Origin of the sequence: Sphingomicrobium nitratireducens, from assembly GCF_026157035.1 — a bacterium.
Taxonomy (GTDB): Bacteria; Pseudomonadota; Alphaproteobacteria; order Sphingomonadales; family Sphingomonadaceae; genus Sphingomicrobium; species Sphingomicrobium nitratireducens.
In genome coordinates, this window is record NZ_JANJZA010000001.1 from 738176 (window position 1) to 756766 (window position 18591).

At 67.8% G+C, this 18591-nt stretch carries 17 protein-coding genes; 13 read left to right on the plus strand and 4 right to left on the minus strand.

Translation table 11 applies throughout. The features are described from left to right. Positions 1–23 precede the first annotated feature (23 nt). The 4 genes from NNY25_RS03705 to NNY25_RS03720 all read right to left on the minus strand — a co-directional run bounded on the left by NNY25_RS03705 (position 24) and on the right by NNY25_RS03720 (position 4695). On the minus strand, positions 24–1271 hold the full coding sequence (locus NNY25_RS03705) for a DUF418 domain-containing protein (protein WP_265570002.1): 1248 nt from the start codon (positions 1269–1271) through the stop codon (positions 24–26). Between the two features lie 68 nt (positions 1272–1339). Next, positions 1340–2014 carry a nitroreductase family protein gene (locus NNY25_RS03710; protein WP_265570003.1) on the minus strand — a complete coding sequence of 225 codons (675 nt, stop codon included), beginning with the start codon at positions 2012–2014 and terminating at the stop codon, positions 1340–1342. Positions 2015–2022: 8 nt separating this feature from the next. Continuing rightward, positions 2023–4218 carry a phosphoribosylformylglycinamidine synthase subunit PurL gene (gene purL, locus NNY25_RS03715; protein WP_265570005.1) on the minus strand — a complete coding sequence of 732 codons (2196 nt, stop codon included), beginning with the start codon at positions 4216–4218 and terminating at the stop codon, positions 2023–2025. A gap of 90 nt (positions 4219–4308) precedes the next feature. Continuing rightward, complete coding sequence (locus tag NNY25_RS03720) at positions 4309–4695, minus strand: hypothetical protein (protein WP_265570006.1); 387 nt, start codon at positions 4693–4695, stop codon at positions 4309–4311. Positions 4696–4773: 78 nt separating this feature from the next. Between NNY25_RS03720 and NNY25_RS03725 the strand changes: the two genes are divergently transcribed. From NNY25_RS03725 to murC, 13 genes are all read left to right on the plus strand, one after another. After that, complete coding sequence (locus NNY25_RS03725; RefSeq protein WP_265570007.1) at positions 4774–5076, plus strand: hypothetical protein; 303 nt, start codon at positions 4774–4776, stop codon at positions 5074–5076. Continuing rightward, positions 5073–5780 carry a hypothetical protein gene (locus NNY25_RS03730; protein ID WP_265570008.1) on the plus strand — a complete coding sequence of 236 codons (708 nt, stop codon included), beginning with the start codon at positions 5073–5075 and terminating at the stop codon, positions 5778–5780. The genes NNY25_RS03725 and NNY25_RS03730 overlap by 4 nt, the downstream gene beginning before the upstream one ends. A 346-nt stretch (positions 5781–6126) precedes the next feature. Then, positions 6127–6576: a division/cell wall cluster transcriptional repressor MraZ gene (locus NNY25_RS11570; protein ID WP_265570009.1), complete on the plus strand. Its 450-nt coding sequence runs from the start codon at positions 6127–6129 to the stop codon at positions 6574–6576. After that, positions 6573–7514: a 16S rRNA (cytosine(1402)-N(4))-methyltransferase RsmH gene (gene rsmH / locus NNY25_RS03740; protein WP_265570010.1), complete on the plus strand. Its 942-nt coding sequence runs from the start codon at positions 6573–6575 to the stop codon at positions 7512–7514. Before NNY25_RS11570 ends, rsmH begins: the two co-directional genes overlap by 4 nt. After that, a complete protein-coding gene (locus NNY25_RS03745) occupies positions 7511–8065 on the plus strand; it encodes a hypothetical protein (protein ID WP_265570011.1) in 555 nt (184 codons plus the stop codon). Before rsmH ends, NNY25_RS03745 begins: the two co-directional genes overlap by 4 nt. Continuing rightward, positions 8062–9768: a peptidoglycan D,D-transpeptidase FtsI family protein gene (locus NNY25_RS03750; RefSeq protein ID WP_265570012.1), complete on the plus strand. Its 1707-nt coding sequence runs from the start codon at positions 8062–8064 to the stop codon at positions 9766–9768. Before NNY25_RS03745 ends, NNY25_RS03750 begins: the two co-directional genes overlap by 4 nt. Before the next feature lie 4 nt (positions 9769–9772). Further along, the gene (locus NNY25_RS03755) at positions 9773–11188 is read left to right on the plus strand and encodes a UDP-N-acetylmuramoyl-L-alanyl-D-glutamate--2,6-diaminopimelate ligase (RefSeq protein ID WP_265570013.1); all 1416 of its coding nucleotides are present in this window, start codon (positions 9773–9775) and stop codon (positions 11186–11188) included. Continuing rightward, the gene (locus NNY25_RS03760; protein ID WP_265570014.1) at positions 11185–12558 is read left to right on the plus strand and encodes a UDP-N-acetylmuramoyl-tripeptide--D-alanyl-D-alanine ligase; all 1374 of its coding nucleotides are present in this window, start codon (positions 11185–11187) and stop codon (positions 12556–12558) included. Before NNY25_RS03755 ends, NNY25_RS03760 begins: the two co-directional genes overlap by 4 nt. Further along, on the plus strand, positions 12558–13628 hold the full coding sequence (gene mraY, locus NNY25_RS03765) for a phospho-N-acetylmuramoyl-pentapeptide-transferase (protein ID WP_265570015.1): 1071 nt from the start codon (positions 12558–12560) through the stop codon (positions 13626–13628). The genes NNY25_RS03760 and mraY overlap by 1 nt, the downstream gene beginning before the upstream one ends. Continuing rightward, positions 13625–14839, plus strand: a complete 1215-nt coding sequence (locus NNY25_RS03770; protein WP_265570016.1) for a Mur ligase family protein — start codon at positions 13625–13627, stop codon at positions 14837–14839. Before mraY ends, NNY25_RS03770 begins: the two co-directional genes overlap by 4 nt. Continuing rightward, entirely contained in the window at positions 14836–16014 is a 1179-nt protein-coding gene (locus tag NNY25_RS03775) for an FtsW/RodA/SpoVE family cell cycle protein (RefSeq protein WP_265570017.1), read from the plus strand. The genes NNY25_RS03770 and NNY25_RS03775 overlap by 4 nt, the downstream gene beginning before the upstream one ends. Then, positions 16011–17168, plus strand: coding sequence for an undecaprenyldiphospho-muramoylpentapeptide beta-N-acetylglucosaminyltransferase (gene murG, locus NNY25_RS03780; RefSeq protein WP_265570018.1), 1158 nt, complete (start codon positions 16011–16013; stop codon positions 17166–17168). Before NNY25_RS03775 ends, murG begins: the two co-directional genes overlap by 4 nt. Further along, positions 17168–18586: a UDP-N-acetylmuramate--L-alanine ligase gene (gene murC, locus NNY25_RS03785; protein WP_265571462.1), complete on the plus strand. Its 1419-nt coding sequence runs from the start codon at positions 17168–17170 to the stop codon at positions 18584–18586. Before murG ends, murC begins: the two co-directional genes overlap by 1 nt. The last annotated feature ends 5 nt before the right edge of the window (positions 18587–18591 follow it).

Here is an 18591-nt window from a genome sequence, read left to right on the forward strand (position 1 = left end):
GGCCGAACGGGCGCAAGACGGCGTCAGGCTGCGGGCTGCGCTCGACGAAGCGGCTGGACCTGCCCACGCGCGATGCTGCGCCACAGCCATTCGAGGGGCCCGTACCGGTAATGCTGCAGCCACCACGGCGACCACAGCAGCATCAGCGCCCACACCGCCGGCACGAAGAACAGCCAAAGCTGGCCGCGGCTCAATTCGTCATAGAGGCCGAGCCCCCAGCCCTGGAAAACAGGGACCATCAGGAGCGAGGCGCCTAGATAGTTGCTGAACGCCGTCCGGCCCACGGCGGCGATACGTTCTCCGAGCGCCCCGACCCGGCGGAAGAGGAGGATGATCAGCGCGGCATAGCCGATCGCCATCGGCACGCGAAACAGCGTCTGCCAGGCGTTGCGCGCCGCAAAGGTCCATTCGAACCCGAAGTCCTTTTGCCAGACGAGGAGGCCGAGCGCCGCCGACAGCACGATCCCCCCGCCCGCGGCCCAGATCGCCCAGCGCCGGTAGACGCTGTCGCGCATTGCGCCCGACAAGAAGCCCATCCTGTAGAGCGCCATCCCGACGAGCATCGTGCCCAGCAGTTCGCCGACCCAGAACAGGATCGAGAGATGCGGTTGCCATCCCTGCCCGATCCCGTCGCGCAGATAGGCGGCGGGATTCTCTTCCTTCTCCGCTTCCTCGGCAATGTGCTCGGGCGAGGGATCGAGGCTTTCGAGCATGGACTCGACTTGTTCGCGCCGGTCGCCCTCGAGCGTGCCCGAGCGTAGTTCCTCGGCCGCTCGGAACTGGTCGGGCACCGGGAAACTGTTGACGAGGCCCGCGTTGATGACGAGCAGCACGACCGCCCAGATGAGGATCGTCTTGGTCTTCCGGTTGCGCCACAGAAAGATGAGCAATCCGCCGAGCGCGTACTCGGTCAGGATGTCGCCCTGCCAGACGAGGTAGAAGTGCGCGAGCCCGAACAGGAGCAGGGTGATCATGCGCGCATAATGGGCACGGCCCGCCTTGCGCCCGGCCTCGATCGAACGCTCGATGACGAGCAGGCTCGAGGCGCCGAACAGCAAGGTGAAAAGCGTGCGCATCTTGCCGTCGACGAGGATGAAGTTGGCAAGCCACATCAGCTTGTCGCCGAGCCCCTCGAAACCGAAAGCGGGAGGGTGGGAATAGGCAGGTCCGTAGAGACCCATGCCCACGATGTTGACCGAGAAGATTCCCATCACCGCGATGCCGCGGACGAGATCGAGCGTGACGATCCTGATCGGTGAAGTCGTCGCCATGGATATTCCCCCCACTGTCGAGGAGGGAGCCTAACTTCGGTCAAGCCCTTGGCAAGCGCTTCCTGCGCTCAGAGCCAACTGGTGATCTGCTCGAGCGGCTTCTTTTTCGTCGCGTGGACGGGCACGGTTGCGCCTTCGGCGGGAAGCCCTGCGACGATGATCATTACCGGCTTCTCGTCGTCGGGACGCCCGCAAATCTCGCGCAGGAACCCCATCGGCGAGGGCGTATGGGTTAGCGTCGCCAGCCCCGCCTGGTGAAGCGCGGCAAGGAGGAAACCGCAGGCGATGCCGACGCTCTCGGTGACGTAATAGTTCTGCTTCTTCTCGCCCGGCTCGATCCCGCCCTTGCGCTGTCCGAACACGACGATGAGGTAAGGGGCGATGTCGAGGAATTCCTTGTCCTCGTCGGTACCGATGGGCGCCAGCGCTTCGAGCCATTCCTGCCCCGCCTTGCCCGCGTAGAAGTTGGCCTCCTCTTCCTCGGCGGCGAGGCGGATGCGGTGCTTGAGCTCGGCGCTTTCGACGACCGCGAAATGCCACGGCTGGTGGTTGGCCCCGTTGGGCGCGGTGCCCGCGGCGCGGATCGCTTCCTCGATTACTTCGCGCGGGACGGGCGTGTCGGCGAACATGCGGCACGAGCGCCGCTCGCGGATCGTCTCGTAGAAGGCGCGCGCCGCCGCGACCCGCTCCACGTCCGTCAGGTCGGGAAGCTGGGTATAGGGAACGGACGGCACCTCTTTCATAAGCGCGCCTAGAGTTCGCTCGCCATCAGAGCGGGGAAGAAGCCCTCGTGCGCCTCTCGAAGCGCGTCGAGCGAGACCGCCGAGGCGCCGATGCGAAGCTCGCCGCCGCCGGTCCGACCGATCCGCAGCAAGCGAACAGGCGCTTCCGACAGGCCGTCGATCCAGCCCGCGCGTGTGGTGACGACGTAGCGCGCCTGGCCCTCGCCGAACGCCTGGCCGGCATCCATCTCGAAGGTCGCAGCGCCCATGTCCGACGCCAGCGCCATCTCCGCCAGCGCGATCGCCAATCCGCCGTCCGACAGGTCGTGAACCGCGGTGGCGACGCCTTCGGCGATGAGGCCGCGCACGAATTCGGCCGAGGCACGCTCGGCGTCAAGGTCGACCGGCGGCGGCGCGCCTTCGCGGCGATCGTGGACGATCTCGAGCCAGCGCGACTGGCCGAGGTGGCGGCTGTCGGGACCGACGAGGAGGATGTCCTCGCCTTCGCCCGCAAAGCCGATGCCGACACTCTTCTCCCAGTCCTTGAGGAGACCGACTCCGCCGATCGCGGGCGTGGGGAGGATGGCCGAGCCGCCGCCCGTCGCCTTGCTCTCGTTGTAGAGCGAGACGTTGCCCGACACGATCGGGAAATCGAGCGCGCGGCAGGCTTCGCCCATGCCCTCGAGGCAGCCGACGAACTGGGCCATGATCTCGGGCCGCTCGGGATTGCCGAAATTGAGGCAGTTGGTGACCGCGAGCGGGGTCGCGCCCACTGCGGAGAGGTTGCGATAGGCCTCCGCGATCGCCTGCCGCCCGCCTTCGACCGGGTCGGCATAGCAATAGCGCGGGGTGCAGTCGGTCGAGATAGCGATGGCCTTCCTCGTCCCGTGGACGCGCACCACCGCGGCATCACCGCCCGGCGTCTGCACCGTGTCGCCGCCGACCTGGCTGTCATATTGCTCGAAAATCCACCGGCGGCTCGCGAAATGCGCGCTGCCCATCATCTTCACGAGATCGCTCGCCGGATCGCAGGCGGGAATGTCGCCCAGCGGCGCGACCTTGGCCCAGGCCTTGTAGTCGTCCTGCGAAAGGTGCGGGCGATCATATTCGGGCGCCGCATCGGCGAGCGGGCCGAGCGGGATATCGCACACTACGTCGCCCTGCCACTCGAGCACCATGCGCCCGGTGTCGGTCACCTCGCCGATCACTGCGAAATCGAGCTCCCACTTGCGGAAGATTGCCTCGGCCATGGCTTCCTTGCCGGGCTTGAGGACCATCAACATGCGTTCCTGACTCTCGGAAAGCATCATCTCGTAGGGCGTCATGCCTTCTTCGCGCTGGGGCACCTTGTCCATGTCGAGCCTGAGGCCCGTCTCGCCGTTGGTGGCCATCTCGACGCTCGACGAGGTGAGGCCGGCCGCGCCCATGTCCTGGATGGCGACGATCGCGTCGGTCGCCATCAGTTCGAGGCACGCCTCGATCAGCAATTTCTCGGTGAAGGGATCGCCGACCTGCACGGTCGGGCGCTTTTCCTCGATGCCTTCGTCGAAGTCCGCCGACGCCATGGTCGCGCCGTGAATGCCGTCGCGCCCGGTCTTCGAGCCGACATAGACGATCGGATTGCCGATGCCGGTCGCTGCGGAATAGAAGATCTTGTCGGTCCTGGCGGTGCCCACCGTCATCGCGTTGACGAGGATGTTGCCGTCATAGGCGGGATCGAAATTGGTCTCGCCGCCGACCGTCGGCACGCCCACGCAATTGCCATAGCCGCCAATCCCCGCGACCACGCCGGCGATCAGGTGCCGCATCTTGGGATGGTCGGGCCGCCCGAAGCGCAGCGCGTTCATGTTGGCGACCGGCCGCGCGCCCATCGTGAAGACGTCGCGAAGGATGCCGCCCACGCCCGTCGCCGCACCCTGGTAGGGTTCGATGTAGCTGGGGTGGTTGTGGCTCTCCATCTTGAAGATCGCCGCATCGCCGTCGCCGATATCGATGACGCCCGCATTCTCGCCCGGCCCCTGGATCACCCACGCGGCCTCGGTCGGCAGCTTCTTGAGGTGCAGCCTGGAGGACTTGTAGGAGCAGTGCTCCGACCACATCACCGAGAAGATGCCGAGTTCGACGAGGTTGGGCTCGCGCCCGAGCGCCTCGAGGATGCGGTCATATTCTTCCGGGGAGAGCCCGTGTTCGGCGACGGTTTGCGCGGTGATCGTCTGGTCGGTCATGGCGGTGCTCTAGAGCGTGTGGCGGGGTAAAAAAAGCCCCCCGCGGCGGCGTGCTGCGGGGGGCTGTTTCGTTTCTCTTCGGGTCGAGCCTTAGCGGCTGCAGGACGATCCGTTGAAGGTGACCGTGTCACCATCCGGGCTGCCCGACAGGCTGGCACCGGCGGTTTCGCTGGTGAAGCCGCCGCCTTCGCCCTGGGTGAAGGTGACGCCCGCTTCGCCCTGCGGCGTGACGCGCGCGGTGAGGACTTCGCCGGTCTTGATCCAGTCGACCTGAATCAGCGCGTTGCTGCCCGAGCAGCGATAGTCGTCGCTGCCGACCATCACCGGGACCATCGACGGGTCGATCGGCGGGGCCTTGGCGAGTTCGTCCTTCATCGGATCGGCGGGGCCGCCGACTTCGATGACTTCGTCCTTCTGGTTGCAGCCGGCGATGCCGAGCGTGGCGACGAGAAGCAGGGGGAGGGTCTTCTTGAACATGCGCGTCCTTTCGCGGCTCGACCTCTTTCCGTCAAGGCCGGATTGCACTTCAGGCGTCTGATGCATAAGGATTCTTGCATGACCATGACGGCCAGACAGGAGCGGATCCAGCGGATCAGGATCGGACTCACCGGCCTCGCCTTCGTCTTCCTGCTGGTGCTGCTGGGTACCGCGGTGGGCGGATCGCGCGAGGAAGCGGTGGTCGAGACGGGCGTGGTCGAGAAGAAGCCCGACGAGCCGGCCGAGCCGCTTGCCGAGCTGGGCGCCGCGCCGGGCCAGGCTGCGGTCGAGCAGCCGGCGACGCCGCCCGATCCCGCGCTCGACGGCACCGCCACCGACGTGGTGGTCGACGAGATCGCGCGGCCGCTCGAAAAGGAATGAACCGCTCGCTTCTCCTTGGCGGTTTGGCGGGGTTCCTCGCCGTGGGCGGCATCGCGGTCGCGGTCGGCACCAGCTGGCATGCGCCGGACACGGCTGCGGGAGAGCTCGCGCCCCGCGACCCGACCGACCTCCTCCTCCTGTCGAGCCTGCCCTTGCTGTTCGGGACCGGTTTCGACCTCGACGCACAGCGCGCCCCGCTGGTCGACGCGCTGGAGGACGGCCATGAGATCGAGGCGATTGCGGTCGCCGACGCCGCCAGTCTCGAAGGCCACGACCTGCTCCTGATGGCGCACCCGCTCGCGCAGCCCGCCGACGCGCTCGTCGATCTCGACGAATGGGTCCGGGCAGGCGGCCATGTCCTGCTGCTCGCCGATCCGGGCCTCGCCTGGGACACGGGCCTCCCGCTCGGCCACCCGCAGGCGCCGCCGCCATTCTTCGCCGATACGGGCCTGCTCGGGCACTGGGGGCTGACGCTCGACGGCCCGCTGGACGCTGGCGAGGCGGGCGCGGCGACAGCGCTCGGCGCGACCGCGCCGGGCAGGCTCTCTTCCGACTCGCCGGGTTGCACGCTGCACGACGACGGCTTCGTCGCGCGCTGCCGGGTGGGCGAGGGGGCCGTGACGGTCATTGCCGACGCCGACCTGGCCGCGAGCGATCCCGGGATCGCGCTGATCCTGAACGAGCTCGCGAGCCTCGCGCGGTAACTTTTCGCTAACCCGCTCCGAGTCGCGCAAACGCGACATTCCAACAGACTTATCCACAGGGTCATGCCCATCGCGGCAGGGTATCTTGCGCCACCAAACTGGATCAAAAAACCGCAGAAATCCGCGCTGTGGCATTAAAACCCACGAAATGGCATCAAAACCCATTGTTTCCCGTCCTCGGATGGTTTACCAACAAGGGCTGTAGCGCGGGGCAACCCATTGCATGGTGCGATGATCCGGTGTCCGGGCGACGATGTCGCTCACCCGGAAACGGGGAAGGTCTGCCCGGCGCAGGGGAAGCGGCGTGGCTCTAGAGCATCTGTTCCAAGGCAGTGCTTTGAACGCGGTGGACGCGAAAGGTCGCGTTTCCGTGCCCGCCTTCCTGCGCTCGACGATCGAGCGTCGCGGCGATGCCCGCACCATCGTCCTCGCCAAGAACCCGCTGTTCGCCTGCCTCGACGCGTACGATCCCGCCTACGCCGCGCTGAAGCACGCCAAGATGGAGCGCCGCGCCGAGAAGAGCGAAAGCGCGATCGGCGCCGACCTCGACTACATGCAGGCCAACATGATGGCCTTCGCCGCCACCGAGGAAGTGCCCTACGACAAGTCCGGCCGCATCGTTCTTCCCCCCATGATGCGCCGCAAGGGACAGGTCGAGGAACTCGCACTCTTCCTCGGTGTCGGCGAGACCTTCCAGATCTGGAACCCGACCCTGTTCCTCGCCGACGAGCGCATTCCCGACGACATGAAGGACATCGCGCGCTTCCGGCTCGAAGAGCGGGGGCTTTCGGCATGAGCGCTCCCCATGTCCCGGTCCTCCTCGACGAGGTGGTCGAAGCGCTCTCCATCACCGACGGCGACGTCATCGTCGACGGCACTTTCGGCGCGGGCGGCTACACCCGCGCGATCCTTTCAGCGGGGGCGGGACGCGTGATCGGCTTCGATCGCGATCCGGACGCGGTGAGCGCCGGGCCGACACGCGTCCCCAGTTCCGCTCTGACCCTGATCGAGGCGCCTTTCTCGTCCCTCGATGTCGAGCTCGCCCAACGCGACCTTGTCCCAGTCGACGGGGTGGTGCTCGACATCGGGGTGTCCTCGATGCAGCTCGACGAGGCGGATCGCGGCTTCTCCTTCTCGCAGGACGGCCCGCTCGACATGCGCATGAGCCAGGCGGGGGAGAGCGCCGCCGATTTCCTCAATCATGCCGACGAGGCCGAGATCGCGCGCGTCATCAAGACCTATGGCGAGGAGCCGCGCGCCCGCCGCGTCGCCGCCGCCATCGTCCGCGCCCGCCCGCTCACCCGCACCGGCGAGCTGGCCGAGGTCGTGCGCCGCGCGCTGGGTCATCACAAGGGCATGAAGTCCGATCCCGCGACCCGCACCTTCCAGGCGATCCGCATCCACCTGAATGCCGAACTCGACGAACTCGAAGCCGGCCTGCGCGCCGCCGAGCGCGTCCTCAAGCCCGGCGGGCGCCTCGCGGTGGTGACCTTCCACAGCCTCGAGGATCGCATCGTCAAGCGCTTCCTGCGCGACCGCGGCGGCAAGGCGCCCGGCGGCTCGCGCCATCGTCCCGTCGCCGACGACGGGCTCGCCCCCACTTTCACTTCGGTTGCCAAGCCGGTCTCGCCGTCCGAGGCCGAGCTTCACCGCAACCCGCGCGCGCGCTCGGCGCGGCTCCGCTCTGCGGTCCGCACCGAGGCGCCCGCGTGGGACCAGGAGCTGGCCGCATGACCCGCACGCGCAGCTTCCGCCCCGTCATCATGGCCGCGCTCGTGCTGGTCGCGAGCCTGTCCTGCTACCTCATCAGCCTGCGCGTCGCCTCCGAGCGCGCCGCACTGGAGGGGATCGAGCAGAAGATCGCCTATGTCAGCCGCGACATTCGCACGCTCGAGACAGAGATCGGCACGCGCGGCCGCCTTGCCCAGCTCGAACGCTGGAACGTCCGCTTCCTGCGCCTGTCCGCGCCGCGCGCCGACCAGTTCGTCGACAGCGGCTTCGCGCTCGCAGCGCTCGCCATGCCCGAGAAGCGCGAGGCGATCGAAGCGCCGGTGGTGCTCGCCTCCGCCGACCGCGACGAGGCCGCCGACACGCTCGCCGGGCTGGTCCACACCGCTTCGATGACCACCGATTCCGACGAACCGGTTCGTCGCAAGGCCGAAATTGCCGTCGCGGACCCGCTCGCCCCCTTGCCCGCGGGCGCGACCCCGGCCAAAAGGAAAGCGGCGCCGACCGGTGCCGACAAGTCCGCCCACCCTGACACCGAGGCCCCGTCGACGCCATGAACGCGCCCCAGCCCGCCCTTGTCGCGAGCCCAGAGCGCCTGCGACTGGTCGGGCAGAAGCGCCGCCTTCTTGCCCTGACTCACCAGCGCCTGATGGTCGCGCTGCTCCTGTTCTTCGGGGGTGTCGCGCTGATCGGCCTACGGATCGGCTGGCTCGCCATCTTCGGCGACAGCGCGGGGCGCGCCGAATTTGCCTCCCACTACATTCCCCCGCGCGGCGACATCGTCGACCGCGAGGGAGAGACGCTCGCGCGCACGATCGATGCGTGGACCATTGCCATCCAGCCGCCCAAGGTGATCGGCAACAAGCTCGACCTCGCGCGCCAACTCGCCCGCCTGATGCCCGAAAAGGACGAGGCGGACTTCCTCGAGATGCTGCGCTCGAAGAAGAATTTCATCTATCTCAAGCGCCGCGCATCGCCGAGCCTGGTCGAGGCGGTCAACGCCATCGGCGAACCCGGCATCCAACTCACCCGCGAGCCCGATCGCCTCTACCCGCAGCTGAGCCTCGCTGCGCACGTGGTCGGCTACACCGACCTCGACGGCAAGGGCGTCGCGGGCGCCGAGCGCGCCTTCGAGGGTCGCCTGGCCGATCCCGCGCGCCGCGCGGAACCCATTGTCCTGTCGGTCTCGAGCCGCGTCCAGCAGGCGCTCGAACACGAACTGCAATCGGCGGTCGACCAGTTTTCCGCGATTGGCGCGGCGGGCGTCATCATGGACATCCACACCGGCGAAGTCCTCGCGATGACCTCGCTGCCGCAGCTCAACCCCAACGTGGCAGGCGAGGGCAGCCCCGAAGCGCGCTTCAACCGCGCCGCGCTGGGCGTCTACGAGCTCGGCTCGACCTTCAAGCCGTTCACCGTCGCGATGGCGATGGACGCGGGCGTCGTGCGATCGATGGGCCAGATGTACAATTGTCCCAAGTCGCTGACCGTCGGGCGGCACACGATTTCCGACACGCACCCGTTCGGGCGCGCCTGCTCGGTCGCCGAGATCATGATGGAAAGCTCCAACATCGGCACGGCGCAGATCGCGCAGCAGCTCGGCGCGGAAAAGCAGCGCGCATTCCTCAAGGCGATGGGCTTTCTCGACCGCGCCGACATCGAGCTGATGGAGCGCGGGCGTACCCTGGCGCCGCGCCAGTGGGGCGAGATCGAGACGCTCACCGTCGGCTACGGGCACGGCATCGCGGTCACCCCGCTCCACCTCGCTTCGGGCTATGCGACGCTGTTCAACGGCGGCCTCTACCGCGCGCCGACCTTCCTCAAGGTCGAGGAAGGCACCGAGCTACCCAAGGGCAAGCGCGTCTTCACTGAACAGACCAGCTACCGCATGCGCGCGCTCCTGCGCCTCGTCGTGATGAAGGGCACCGGCAAGAAGGCCGACGCGCCCGGCTACCGCGTCGGCGGCAAGACCGGCACTGCGGAGAAGCTCATCAACGGTCGCTATTCCAAGCAGGTCGTGGTCACCAGCTTCGCGGGCGTTTTCCCGATCGACGAACCCCGCTATGTGGCGGTCGTAATGCTCGATGAACCCAAGGGCACCAAGGAAACGTTCGGTTTCCGGACGGCGGGTTGGAACGTCGCGCCGGTGGTCAGCCGGACCATCGCGCGCGTCGCCCCGATGCTCGGCGTGCGCCCCAACATGGGCCGCGAGCCCGACATGAGCCAGGTGCTGCCCTACGTGTACGAAGACGAGGATTGATCGAATGCTCCTCCAGGACCTCGTCCGCCGCGGCGGGGAACAGCGTGTTACCGGTTTCGCCATCGACCACCGCAAGATCGAGCCGGGCTACGTCTTCGGTGCTTTTGCAGGTGCGCGCTTCAACGGCGAAGACTTCATCCCCGAGGCCGTCGAGCGCGGCGCGGTGGCGATCGTGTGCCGTCCCGGCGTCGATACCGGAACCGCCTTCCGGATCGAGAGCGACAATCCGCGCGAGACTTTCGCCCGGATCGCCGCGACCTTCTATGCGCCTTATCCCGACACCATCGTCGCGGTAACCGGGACCAACGGCAAGACGTCCACGGTCGAGATGTGCCGCCAGATGTGGCGCATGATGGGCAAGCGCTCGGCCTCGATCGGGACGCTCGGCGTCACCACCGCCGACGACCAGGTCAAGACCGGGCTGACCACGCCCGACATCGTCACCTTCCTCAACAACATGGCCGGCCTTGAGCGGATGGGCGTTACCCATGTCGCCTACGAGGCATCGAGCCACGGCCTCGACCAGCACCGCAGCGAAGGCGTCCATGTCGCCGCCGCCGCCTTTACCAATTTCAGCCGCGACCATCTCGACTACCATCCCACGATGGAGGACTATTTCGAGGCCAAGATGCGCCTGTTCGACGAGGTCGTCGCCGAGGATGGGACCGCGGTCGTGTGGACCGACGATCCCAGTTCCGATGCGGTCATCGCGCGCGCCAAGCAGCGCGGGCTCAAACTGATGACGGTAGGCGAGCGCGGCGAGACAATCCGGCTCGGCGATCGCCGCTCGACCGCGCTCGGCCAGGCGATGGCGATCACCCATGACGGCGAGACGCGGCTGCTCAAGCTTCCGCTGATCGGCGCCTACCAGGCCGCCAACGTACTTACCGCCGCCGGCCTGATGCTCGCGACCGGCGCCGGGTGGGACGACGTTTTCGCCGCGATGGGGCGCGTGTCGCCAGTGCGCGGCCGGCTAGAGCGCGCTGTCATCTCCAAGAAGGGTGCACCGGTCTATGTCGACTATGCCCACACGCCCGACGCGCTCGAGGCCGCCATCGCGGCGCTGCGTCCCCATGTCGAAAAGCGGCTGATCACCGTATTCGGTGCGGGCGGCGATCGCGATACCGGCAAACGCGCGCCGATGGGCGAAGTGGCTGCGGCGAGCAGCGACATCGTGATCGTCACCGACGACAATCCGCGCTCCGAAGATCCGTCCGCGATCCGCGCCGAGGTAATGCGCGGTGCACCCGACGCCATCGAGATTGGCGGGCGCCGCGAGGCGATCGAGAAGGCGCTGTCGCTGGCCGAGGCGGGCGACATCGTGCTCCTTGCCGGCAAGGGTCACGAACAGGGCCAGATCATCGGCGAGGTCACCCATCCTTTCGACGACGCCGAAGTGGCACGGGAGTGCGCCGCGTGAGCGCGCTGTGGACATCGGCCGAGATCGCCGAAGCCACCGGCGGCACCGTCAGCGCCGACTTCGAAGTGAGCGGCGTCACCTTCGACAGCCGCGAGGTGCAGGAGGGCGACCTGTTCGTCGCCATGCCCGGCACCGTCCATGACGGCCACAAGTTCGTGGGCAAGGCGATCGACGCGGGCGCAGCGGGCCTCCTCGTGTCCGAGCCGCAGGACCACCCGCACGTCCTCGTCGACAAGGTTGACGAAGCGCTGGAGGCGCTCGGCCGCGCCGCCCGCGCGCGCCTCGACGACAAGGCGGTCGTGATCGGTGTCACCGGCTCGGTCGGGAAGACCTCGACCAAGGAGGCGCTCTACGCCGCCTTGGACCGCACCAGCCACGGCGCCGCGCACCGTTCGGTCAAGAGCTACAACAATCATACCGGCGTGCCCCTGAGCCTCGCGCGCATGCCGCGCGAGACCTGCTTCGGCGTGTTCGAGATGGGTATGAACCATGCCGGCGAGATTTCCGCGCTGACGCGCATGGTCCGCCCGCACATCGCCGTCGTCAATGCGATCGCGCCCGCCCATATCGAGAATCTGGGCTCGATCGAGGCGATCGCCGACGCCAAGGCCGAGATTTTCGAAGGGCTCGAGCCCGGCGGCACCGCGATCGTTCCCGAGGCGAGCGACCAGCGCGACCGCCTCGTGCGCGCCGCACGCGGCCTCGCCGAACGCACGCTGACCTTCGGCGGCGAGGAAGGCGATGCCGCCGTGCTTCACGCGGTACCCGCACGCCGCGGCACGCTGGTGACCGCGCGGCTGCCGAGCCGCGAACTCACCTTCACCATCGCCCAGCCGGGCGAGCATTGGGTTTCCAACGCGCTTGCCGTGCTGGCGGCGGTCGGGGTCGCTGGCGGCGATGTCGCGGTCGCGGGGCTGGCGCTCGCCGACATGGGCGGGCTCGCCGGGCGCGGACAGCGGCACGCGGTCCCGGTCAATGGCGGCGAGGCGCTGCTGATCGACGAGAGCTACAACGCCAACCCCGCCTCGATGGAGGCGACCCTGAAGACGCTGGCCTCCGAAAAGGGCCGCAAGGTCGCGGTGCTCGGCGCGATGAAGGAACTCGGCGAGGAAGGCCCCGCGCTCCATGCCGCGCTGGCCGCACCGATTCTCGCCGCAGGGGTCGACCAGCTGGTCCTCGTCGGCGACGAAATGAAGGCGCTCGAAGACGCGCTTTCGGGCCAGCTCGCGATGACCCGTGTGGCCGATGCCGACCAGGCTACCGAGGCACTGCTGTCGACGATCCGCCCCGGCGATGCGATTCTCGTAAAAGCCTCGAATTCCGTGGGACTTGCCAAGCTCGTGGCGTCGGTGGCAGGGGGGCAGGCCTAATGCTTTACCTCTTCGCAGAATGGGTCGATTTCGCGGGCCCGCTCAACCTCATCCGCTACATCACCTTCCGTGCGGGCGCGGCGACCGCGACGGCGCTGGTCATCGGCCTGCTGCTGGGCCCGGCATTCATCGCCTGGTTGCGCAAGGTGCAGGGCAAGGGCCAGCCGATCCGCGCCGACGGACCGCAGTCGCACCTCGCCAAGCGCGGCACGCCCACCATGGGTGGCCTGCTGATCCTCATCTCGGTCGCCGTCTCGGTGCTGTTGTGGATGGATCTCACCAACGTCTACGTCTGGTCGGTGCTGCTGGTGACTGCGGGCTTCGGCCTGATCGGGTTTCTCGACGACTACGACAAGGTGAAGAAGGCGAGCAGCGCGGGCCTGTCGGCGAAGATGCGGCTGTTCCTCGAATTCTCGATCGCGGGCCTCGCCACCTGGCTGATGGTGCGCGTGTCGGGAACCGAGCTGTTCCTTCCCTTCTTCCAGGGCGCGGTCGTCGACCTCTCATGGCTTTACATCCCGTTCGGCGCGTTCGTGATCGTCGCGTTCGGCAACGCGGTGAACCTCACGGACGGCCTCGACGGGCTCGCGACCATGCCGGTGATCATCGCCAGCGTCGCTTTCACGCTCATCGCCTATCTTGTCGGCAACGCGGTGTTCGCCTCCTATCTCGGCATCCCGCACGTGCTGGGCACCGGCGACCTTACCGTGCTACTTCTCGCCATCTGCGGCGCGGGGCTCGCCTTCCTTTGGTTCAACGCGCCGCCCGCCGCTGTCTTCATGGGCGATACGGGCAGCCTCGCGCTCGGCGGGGCACTGGGCGCGGTCGCGGTCGCTACCCATCACGAATTCGTCCTTGCCATCATCGGCGGCCTGTTCGTGCTCGAGGCGGTCAGCGTTATCATCCAGGTCTTCTTCTACAAGCGCACCGGCAGGCGCGTCTTCCGCATGGCCCCGATCCACCACCATTTCGAGCAGATGGGCTGGTCCGAACCGACCGTCGTCATCCGCTTCTGGATCATCAGCTTCGTGCTGGCGCTGGCGGGTCTCAGCACGCTGAAGCTGCGGTGATCCTTTCGAAGGCCTGGCAGGGCAGGCGCTACGCGGTCTACGGTCTCGCCCGCTCGGGGCTCGCCAGCGTCGAGGCGCTGGTCCGATCGGGTGCCAAGGTCGCCTGCTGGGACGACCGCCAGGAAGCCCGAAACCAGGCCTCCCCCTTTGCCGAACGCGTGGATTTTCTCGAGCATGGGCTCGCAGGCTTCGACAGCCTCGTCGTCTCTCCCGGCGTGCCGCTCAACCGCCACCCGATCCGCATGGCTGCCGAGGAAGCCGGCTGCGATATCATCGGCGACGTCGAGCTGTTCGCTCGCGCCCGTGCCGGTCTTCCCGAGCACGCGGTCGTCGGCATCACCGGCACCAACGGCAAGTCGACCACTACCGCACTCGTCACCCATATCCTCAAGCAAGCCGGCGTCCCCGCCTCGATGGGCGGCAATATCGGCATCCCCATTCTCGCGCAGGATCCGCTACCCGAAGGCGGCGTCTACGTGCTCGAACTGTCGAGCTACCAGATCGACATCACGCAGACCCTCGACTGCGACGTCGCCTTGCTCTTGAACGTCACCCCCGACCATCTCGACCGCTATGACGGTTTCGACGCCTACCGCGCTTCGAAGGAGCGACTGTTCTCGATGCAGGGCGAGAAGGGGATCGCTATCCGCGAGCCCGACGGCAGCGGGATCGACACGTCACGTTGGCCCGCGCTCCAGGGCGCGCACAATGCCCAGAACGCGGTTGCCGCAATTCTTGCCGCCTCCGCGCTCGGCCTCTCGCGCGAGCAGATCGAGCAGGGCCTCGCCACCTTTCCCGGCCTGCCGCACCGCATGGAGCGCGTTGCCGAGAAAGACGGCGTCCTGTTCGTCAACGACAGCAAGGCGACCAACCCCGCGTCCGTGTCGCCCGCATTGTCCGCCTACGACCGCATCCGCTGGATCGCGGGCGGCCAGGCCAAAAGCGAGGACCTCGACGAATTGCTCCCGCACCTGGGCCGCGTCGCCAAGGCCTACCTCATCGGCGAGGCCGCGCCCTTGTTTTCGAGGCTGCTCGATGGTCATGTCGAGACGATGGTTGCAGGCACTCTCGCAGAGGCGGTGAAGGCCGCCGCCGCCGATGCGAAGGCGGGCGAGACCGTTCTCCTTTCGCCGGCGTGCGCCAGCTTCGACCAGTTCCGCGACTTCGAGGCGCGCGGCGATGCGTTCCGCGCCGCGGTGGAGGCCCTGTGAACGCCAAGCGTCCCTGGAACGAACCCGGCCGATACGGCCGCGCCGACCGTTCGGCGCTGGGCCGCTGGTTCTGGGAAGTCGACAAGGTGCTGCTGCTGCTGCTCGCGGTCCTCATCGGCTTCGGACTGATCGCGGTCGCCGCGGCCTCGCCCGCTGCCGCGCAGCGCCTGTCGGGCGGAAACGTCCAGTTCCCCGAGCTTTATTTCTTCACGCGCCAGCTGGCTTGGATCGCGATCAGCGTGCCGCTCATGGTCGTCATCTCGATGCTCGACCGGGCCACCGCGCTGCGCCTTTCGCTGATCGGCTGCGCGGCGATGATGGTCGCGCTGATGCTCGTTCCCCTCTTCGGGTTCGAGCGCAACGGCGCGCAGCGATGGCTCGACCTGGGCGTGCTCGGCTTCCAGCCGTCCGAATTCCTCAAGCCGGTCTACATCGTCGCGCTCGCTTACCTCTTCAGCCGCTACAGCCTCGAGAAGGCGGCGCTTCTCTCGGGCGCCCTGGTCGGCGCGATCGCCGTCTTCCTGATGCTCCAGCCGGACTTCGGATCGACCATCATCTTCGGTACGATGTGGGTCGCGATGCTGGCGCTCGCGGGGGTCAACCTGCGCATTCTGGCAGGGCTCGGCGTGGCCGGGGTGATCGGCATCGTCGCCGCCTATTTCCTCTATCCCGTCGCGACGGTGCGCATCGACGCCTTCCTGTTCGGCGAGGGCGACAATTTCCAGACCGAGAACGCGATGCGCACGCTGACGTCGGGCGGGCTGTTCGGCGCGGGGCCGGGCGCCGGGGTGCGCAAATTCTCGCTGCCCGAACCGCATACCGACTACATCTTCTCGGTGATCGGCGAGGAATTCGGACTCATCGCCTGCCTGTTCGTCGCCATTCTCTACTTGGCCATCGTCGCGCGCGTCCTCATCCGCCTGCTCGACGAGGAAGACCGCATGGCGATCCTCGCGGGTTCGGGGCTTGTCCTGATGTTCGGGCTTCAAGCCTTCATCAACATGGCGGTCAACGTCCAGATCGCCCCGTCCAAGGGCATGACGCTGCCCTTCATCTCCTACGGCGGCTCGTCCATGCTGGCCTTGTCGGTGATGATGGGATTGCTGCTCGCCTTCACGCGCGCGAACCCCTATCTCAACCGTTCGCCCTACGTCGTTCGTTGGAGCCGATCATGAATGTTACCCTCGCCGCCGGGGGCACCGGCGGTCACATGGTGCCGGCGCACGCGCTGGCCGTCGAACTCAAGCGGCGCGGGCACGGCGTGATGCTGGTGACCGACGCGCGCGGCGCCGCAGTGCCCGCCATTTTCGACGACGTTCCGGTCCACGTGCTTCCCGCGGGGCGCCTCGGCGGAGGCCCGCTCGGGCTGGTGAAAGCCTTCTTCGCCGTGCTCAAAGGCCGCAAGGCCGCGCGCGGCCTCTACCGCGACTTCACCCCCGACGTCGTCGTCGGCTTCGGCGGCTACCCTGCCTTCCCGGCGCTACTCGCGGCGAGCGCGGAGGGCGTGCCCACCGTCCTTCACGAACAGAATGCCGTGCTCGGCCGCGTCAATCGCCTGCTGGCGGGCAAGGCGAGGGCTGTCGCCACCGCCTACAAGCGCGTCGAACGGCTCGCCGACAAGTCCAAGGCCGTATTCGTCGGCAATCCCGTCCGCCAGGAAGTCGCCACGCTCGGCACCATGCCCTTCCCGGCCTTCGATGACACCGCGCCCCTCAACATCCTCGTCACCGGCGGCAGCCAGGGCGCAACCGTGCTCGGCGAGGTGGTTCCCGAAGCGATGGCATTTCTCCCCGATGCGCTGCGTCACCGCCTCCACATCGTCCAGCAGTGCCGCGCCGAGGACATCGAACGCGTGCGCCAGCGCTACAAGGAGCTCGACATCCCGGCCGAGACGATGACCTATATCGAGGACATGCCGCGCCGCATCGGCGACACGCATCTCGTCATCGCGCGCGCGGGCGCCTCGACCATCGCCGAGCTGACCGCGGCGGGCCGCCCCGCCATCCTCGTGCCGCTGCCGATCGCCACCGACGACCACCAGACCGCCAATGCGCGCGAGCTGGCCCGGGTGGGCGGTGCGCGCATGATCAAGCAGCCCGATTTCACGCCCGAGACGCTTGCCGCGCAGGTCGCCGAGATCTGCTCCGACCCGCAGGCGCTCGCCAACGCGGCCGGGCGCAGCCTGTCGGTTGGCAAGCCCCATGCGGCCGAGGAACTCGCCGATCTCGTCCTGGCCATCGGCGCGGGCGACAACCCGCTTCCCACCGACCCCGTCGGCGCTCCCGCACGCCCGACCCCGCGGCCCAGCGGGATGGGGGTGCCGGCATGATGAAGGCACTCGGGCGCGACCTCGGCACCATCCACTTCGTCGGCATCGGCGGCATCGGCATGTCGGGCATCGCCGAAGTGATGCACCAGCTTGGCTACACCGTGCAGGGCAGCGACATGAAGGACGGGCCGGTCGTGCAGAAATTGCGCGACGCGGGAATCACCGTCCATGTCGGCCACGCGCCGGAGAATCTGGGCGATGCGGAAGTCGTCGTCTGCTCGACCGCCGTCAAGCGCACCAACCCGGAGGTCCAGGCCGCTGCAGAGCGCCGCCTGCCGCTGGTCAAACGCTCCGAGATGCTCGCCGAACTGATGCGCATGCAGCAGACCGTCGCGGTCGCTGGCACCCACGGCAAGACCACCACCACCTCGATGATCGCCGCCCTGCTCGATGCGGGCGGGATCGACCCGACCGTCATCAACGGCGGCATCATCAACCGCTACGGTTCGAACGCCCGCCTCGGCAAATCTGACTGGATGGTGGTCGAGGCGGACGAGAGCGACGGCAGCTTCCTGCGCCTCGACGGCACGATCGCGGTGGTCACCAACATCGATCCCGAGCATCTCGACCATTATGGCGGCTTCGACGAGGTCAAGGCCGCCTTCTGCCAGTTCGTCGAGAACGTGCCCTTCTACGGGCTCGCGGTGATGTGCATCGACCATCCCGAGGTGCAGAACGTGATCGGGCTGGTCCAGGACCGCCGCATCCGCACCTACGGCTTCTCGGCGCAGGCCGACCTTCGCGCCGACCATGTCCGCCCCGAACTGGGCGGCACGCGCTTCGACGTGGTCCATACCGATCGCGACGGCAATGTCTCGACGATGGCCGACATCTTCGTGCCCATGCCGGGGCGCCACAACGTCCAGAACGCGTTGGCCGCGATCGGCGCAGCGATGGAGCTCGGCGTGACCGAGGAGCAGATCCGCGAGGGCTTCAACAGTTTCGACGGGGTCAAGCGCCGCTTCTCGAAGGTTGGCGAGGTGGGCGGCGCGGTGGTCATCGACGACTATGCGCACCATCCCGTGGAAATCCGCGCCGCGCTGCAGGCCGCGCGCGATGCGGTCGAGGAAGGCGGGCGCGTCATCGCGGTCGCCCAGCCGCACCGCTACACCCGCCTTCGCGATCTGATGGACGAGTTCCAGACCGCCTTCAACGAAGCCGACATCGTCATGGTCACTCCGGTCTATGCCGCGGGCGAGGACCCGATCGAAGGCGTCGACGCCGAGGCGCTCGCGCAGGGACTTCGCGACCGCGGGCACCGCATGGTGCGTACCGTCGCCGACGAAGCCGACCTCGCCAACGCGCTGCGCGACATCGCCGCGACCGGCGACATCATCCTGATGATGGGTGCGGGCGATATCACCGGCTGGGCCGCACGCCTCGCCGACGGCATCCAGAGGGCGAGGGCCGACAAGTGAATTCG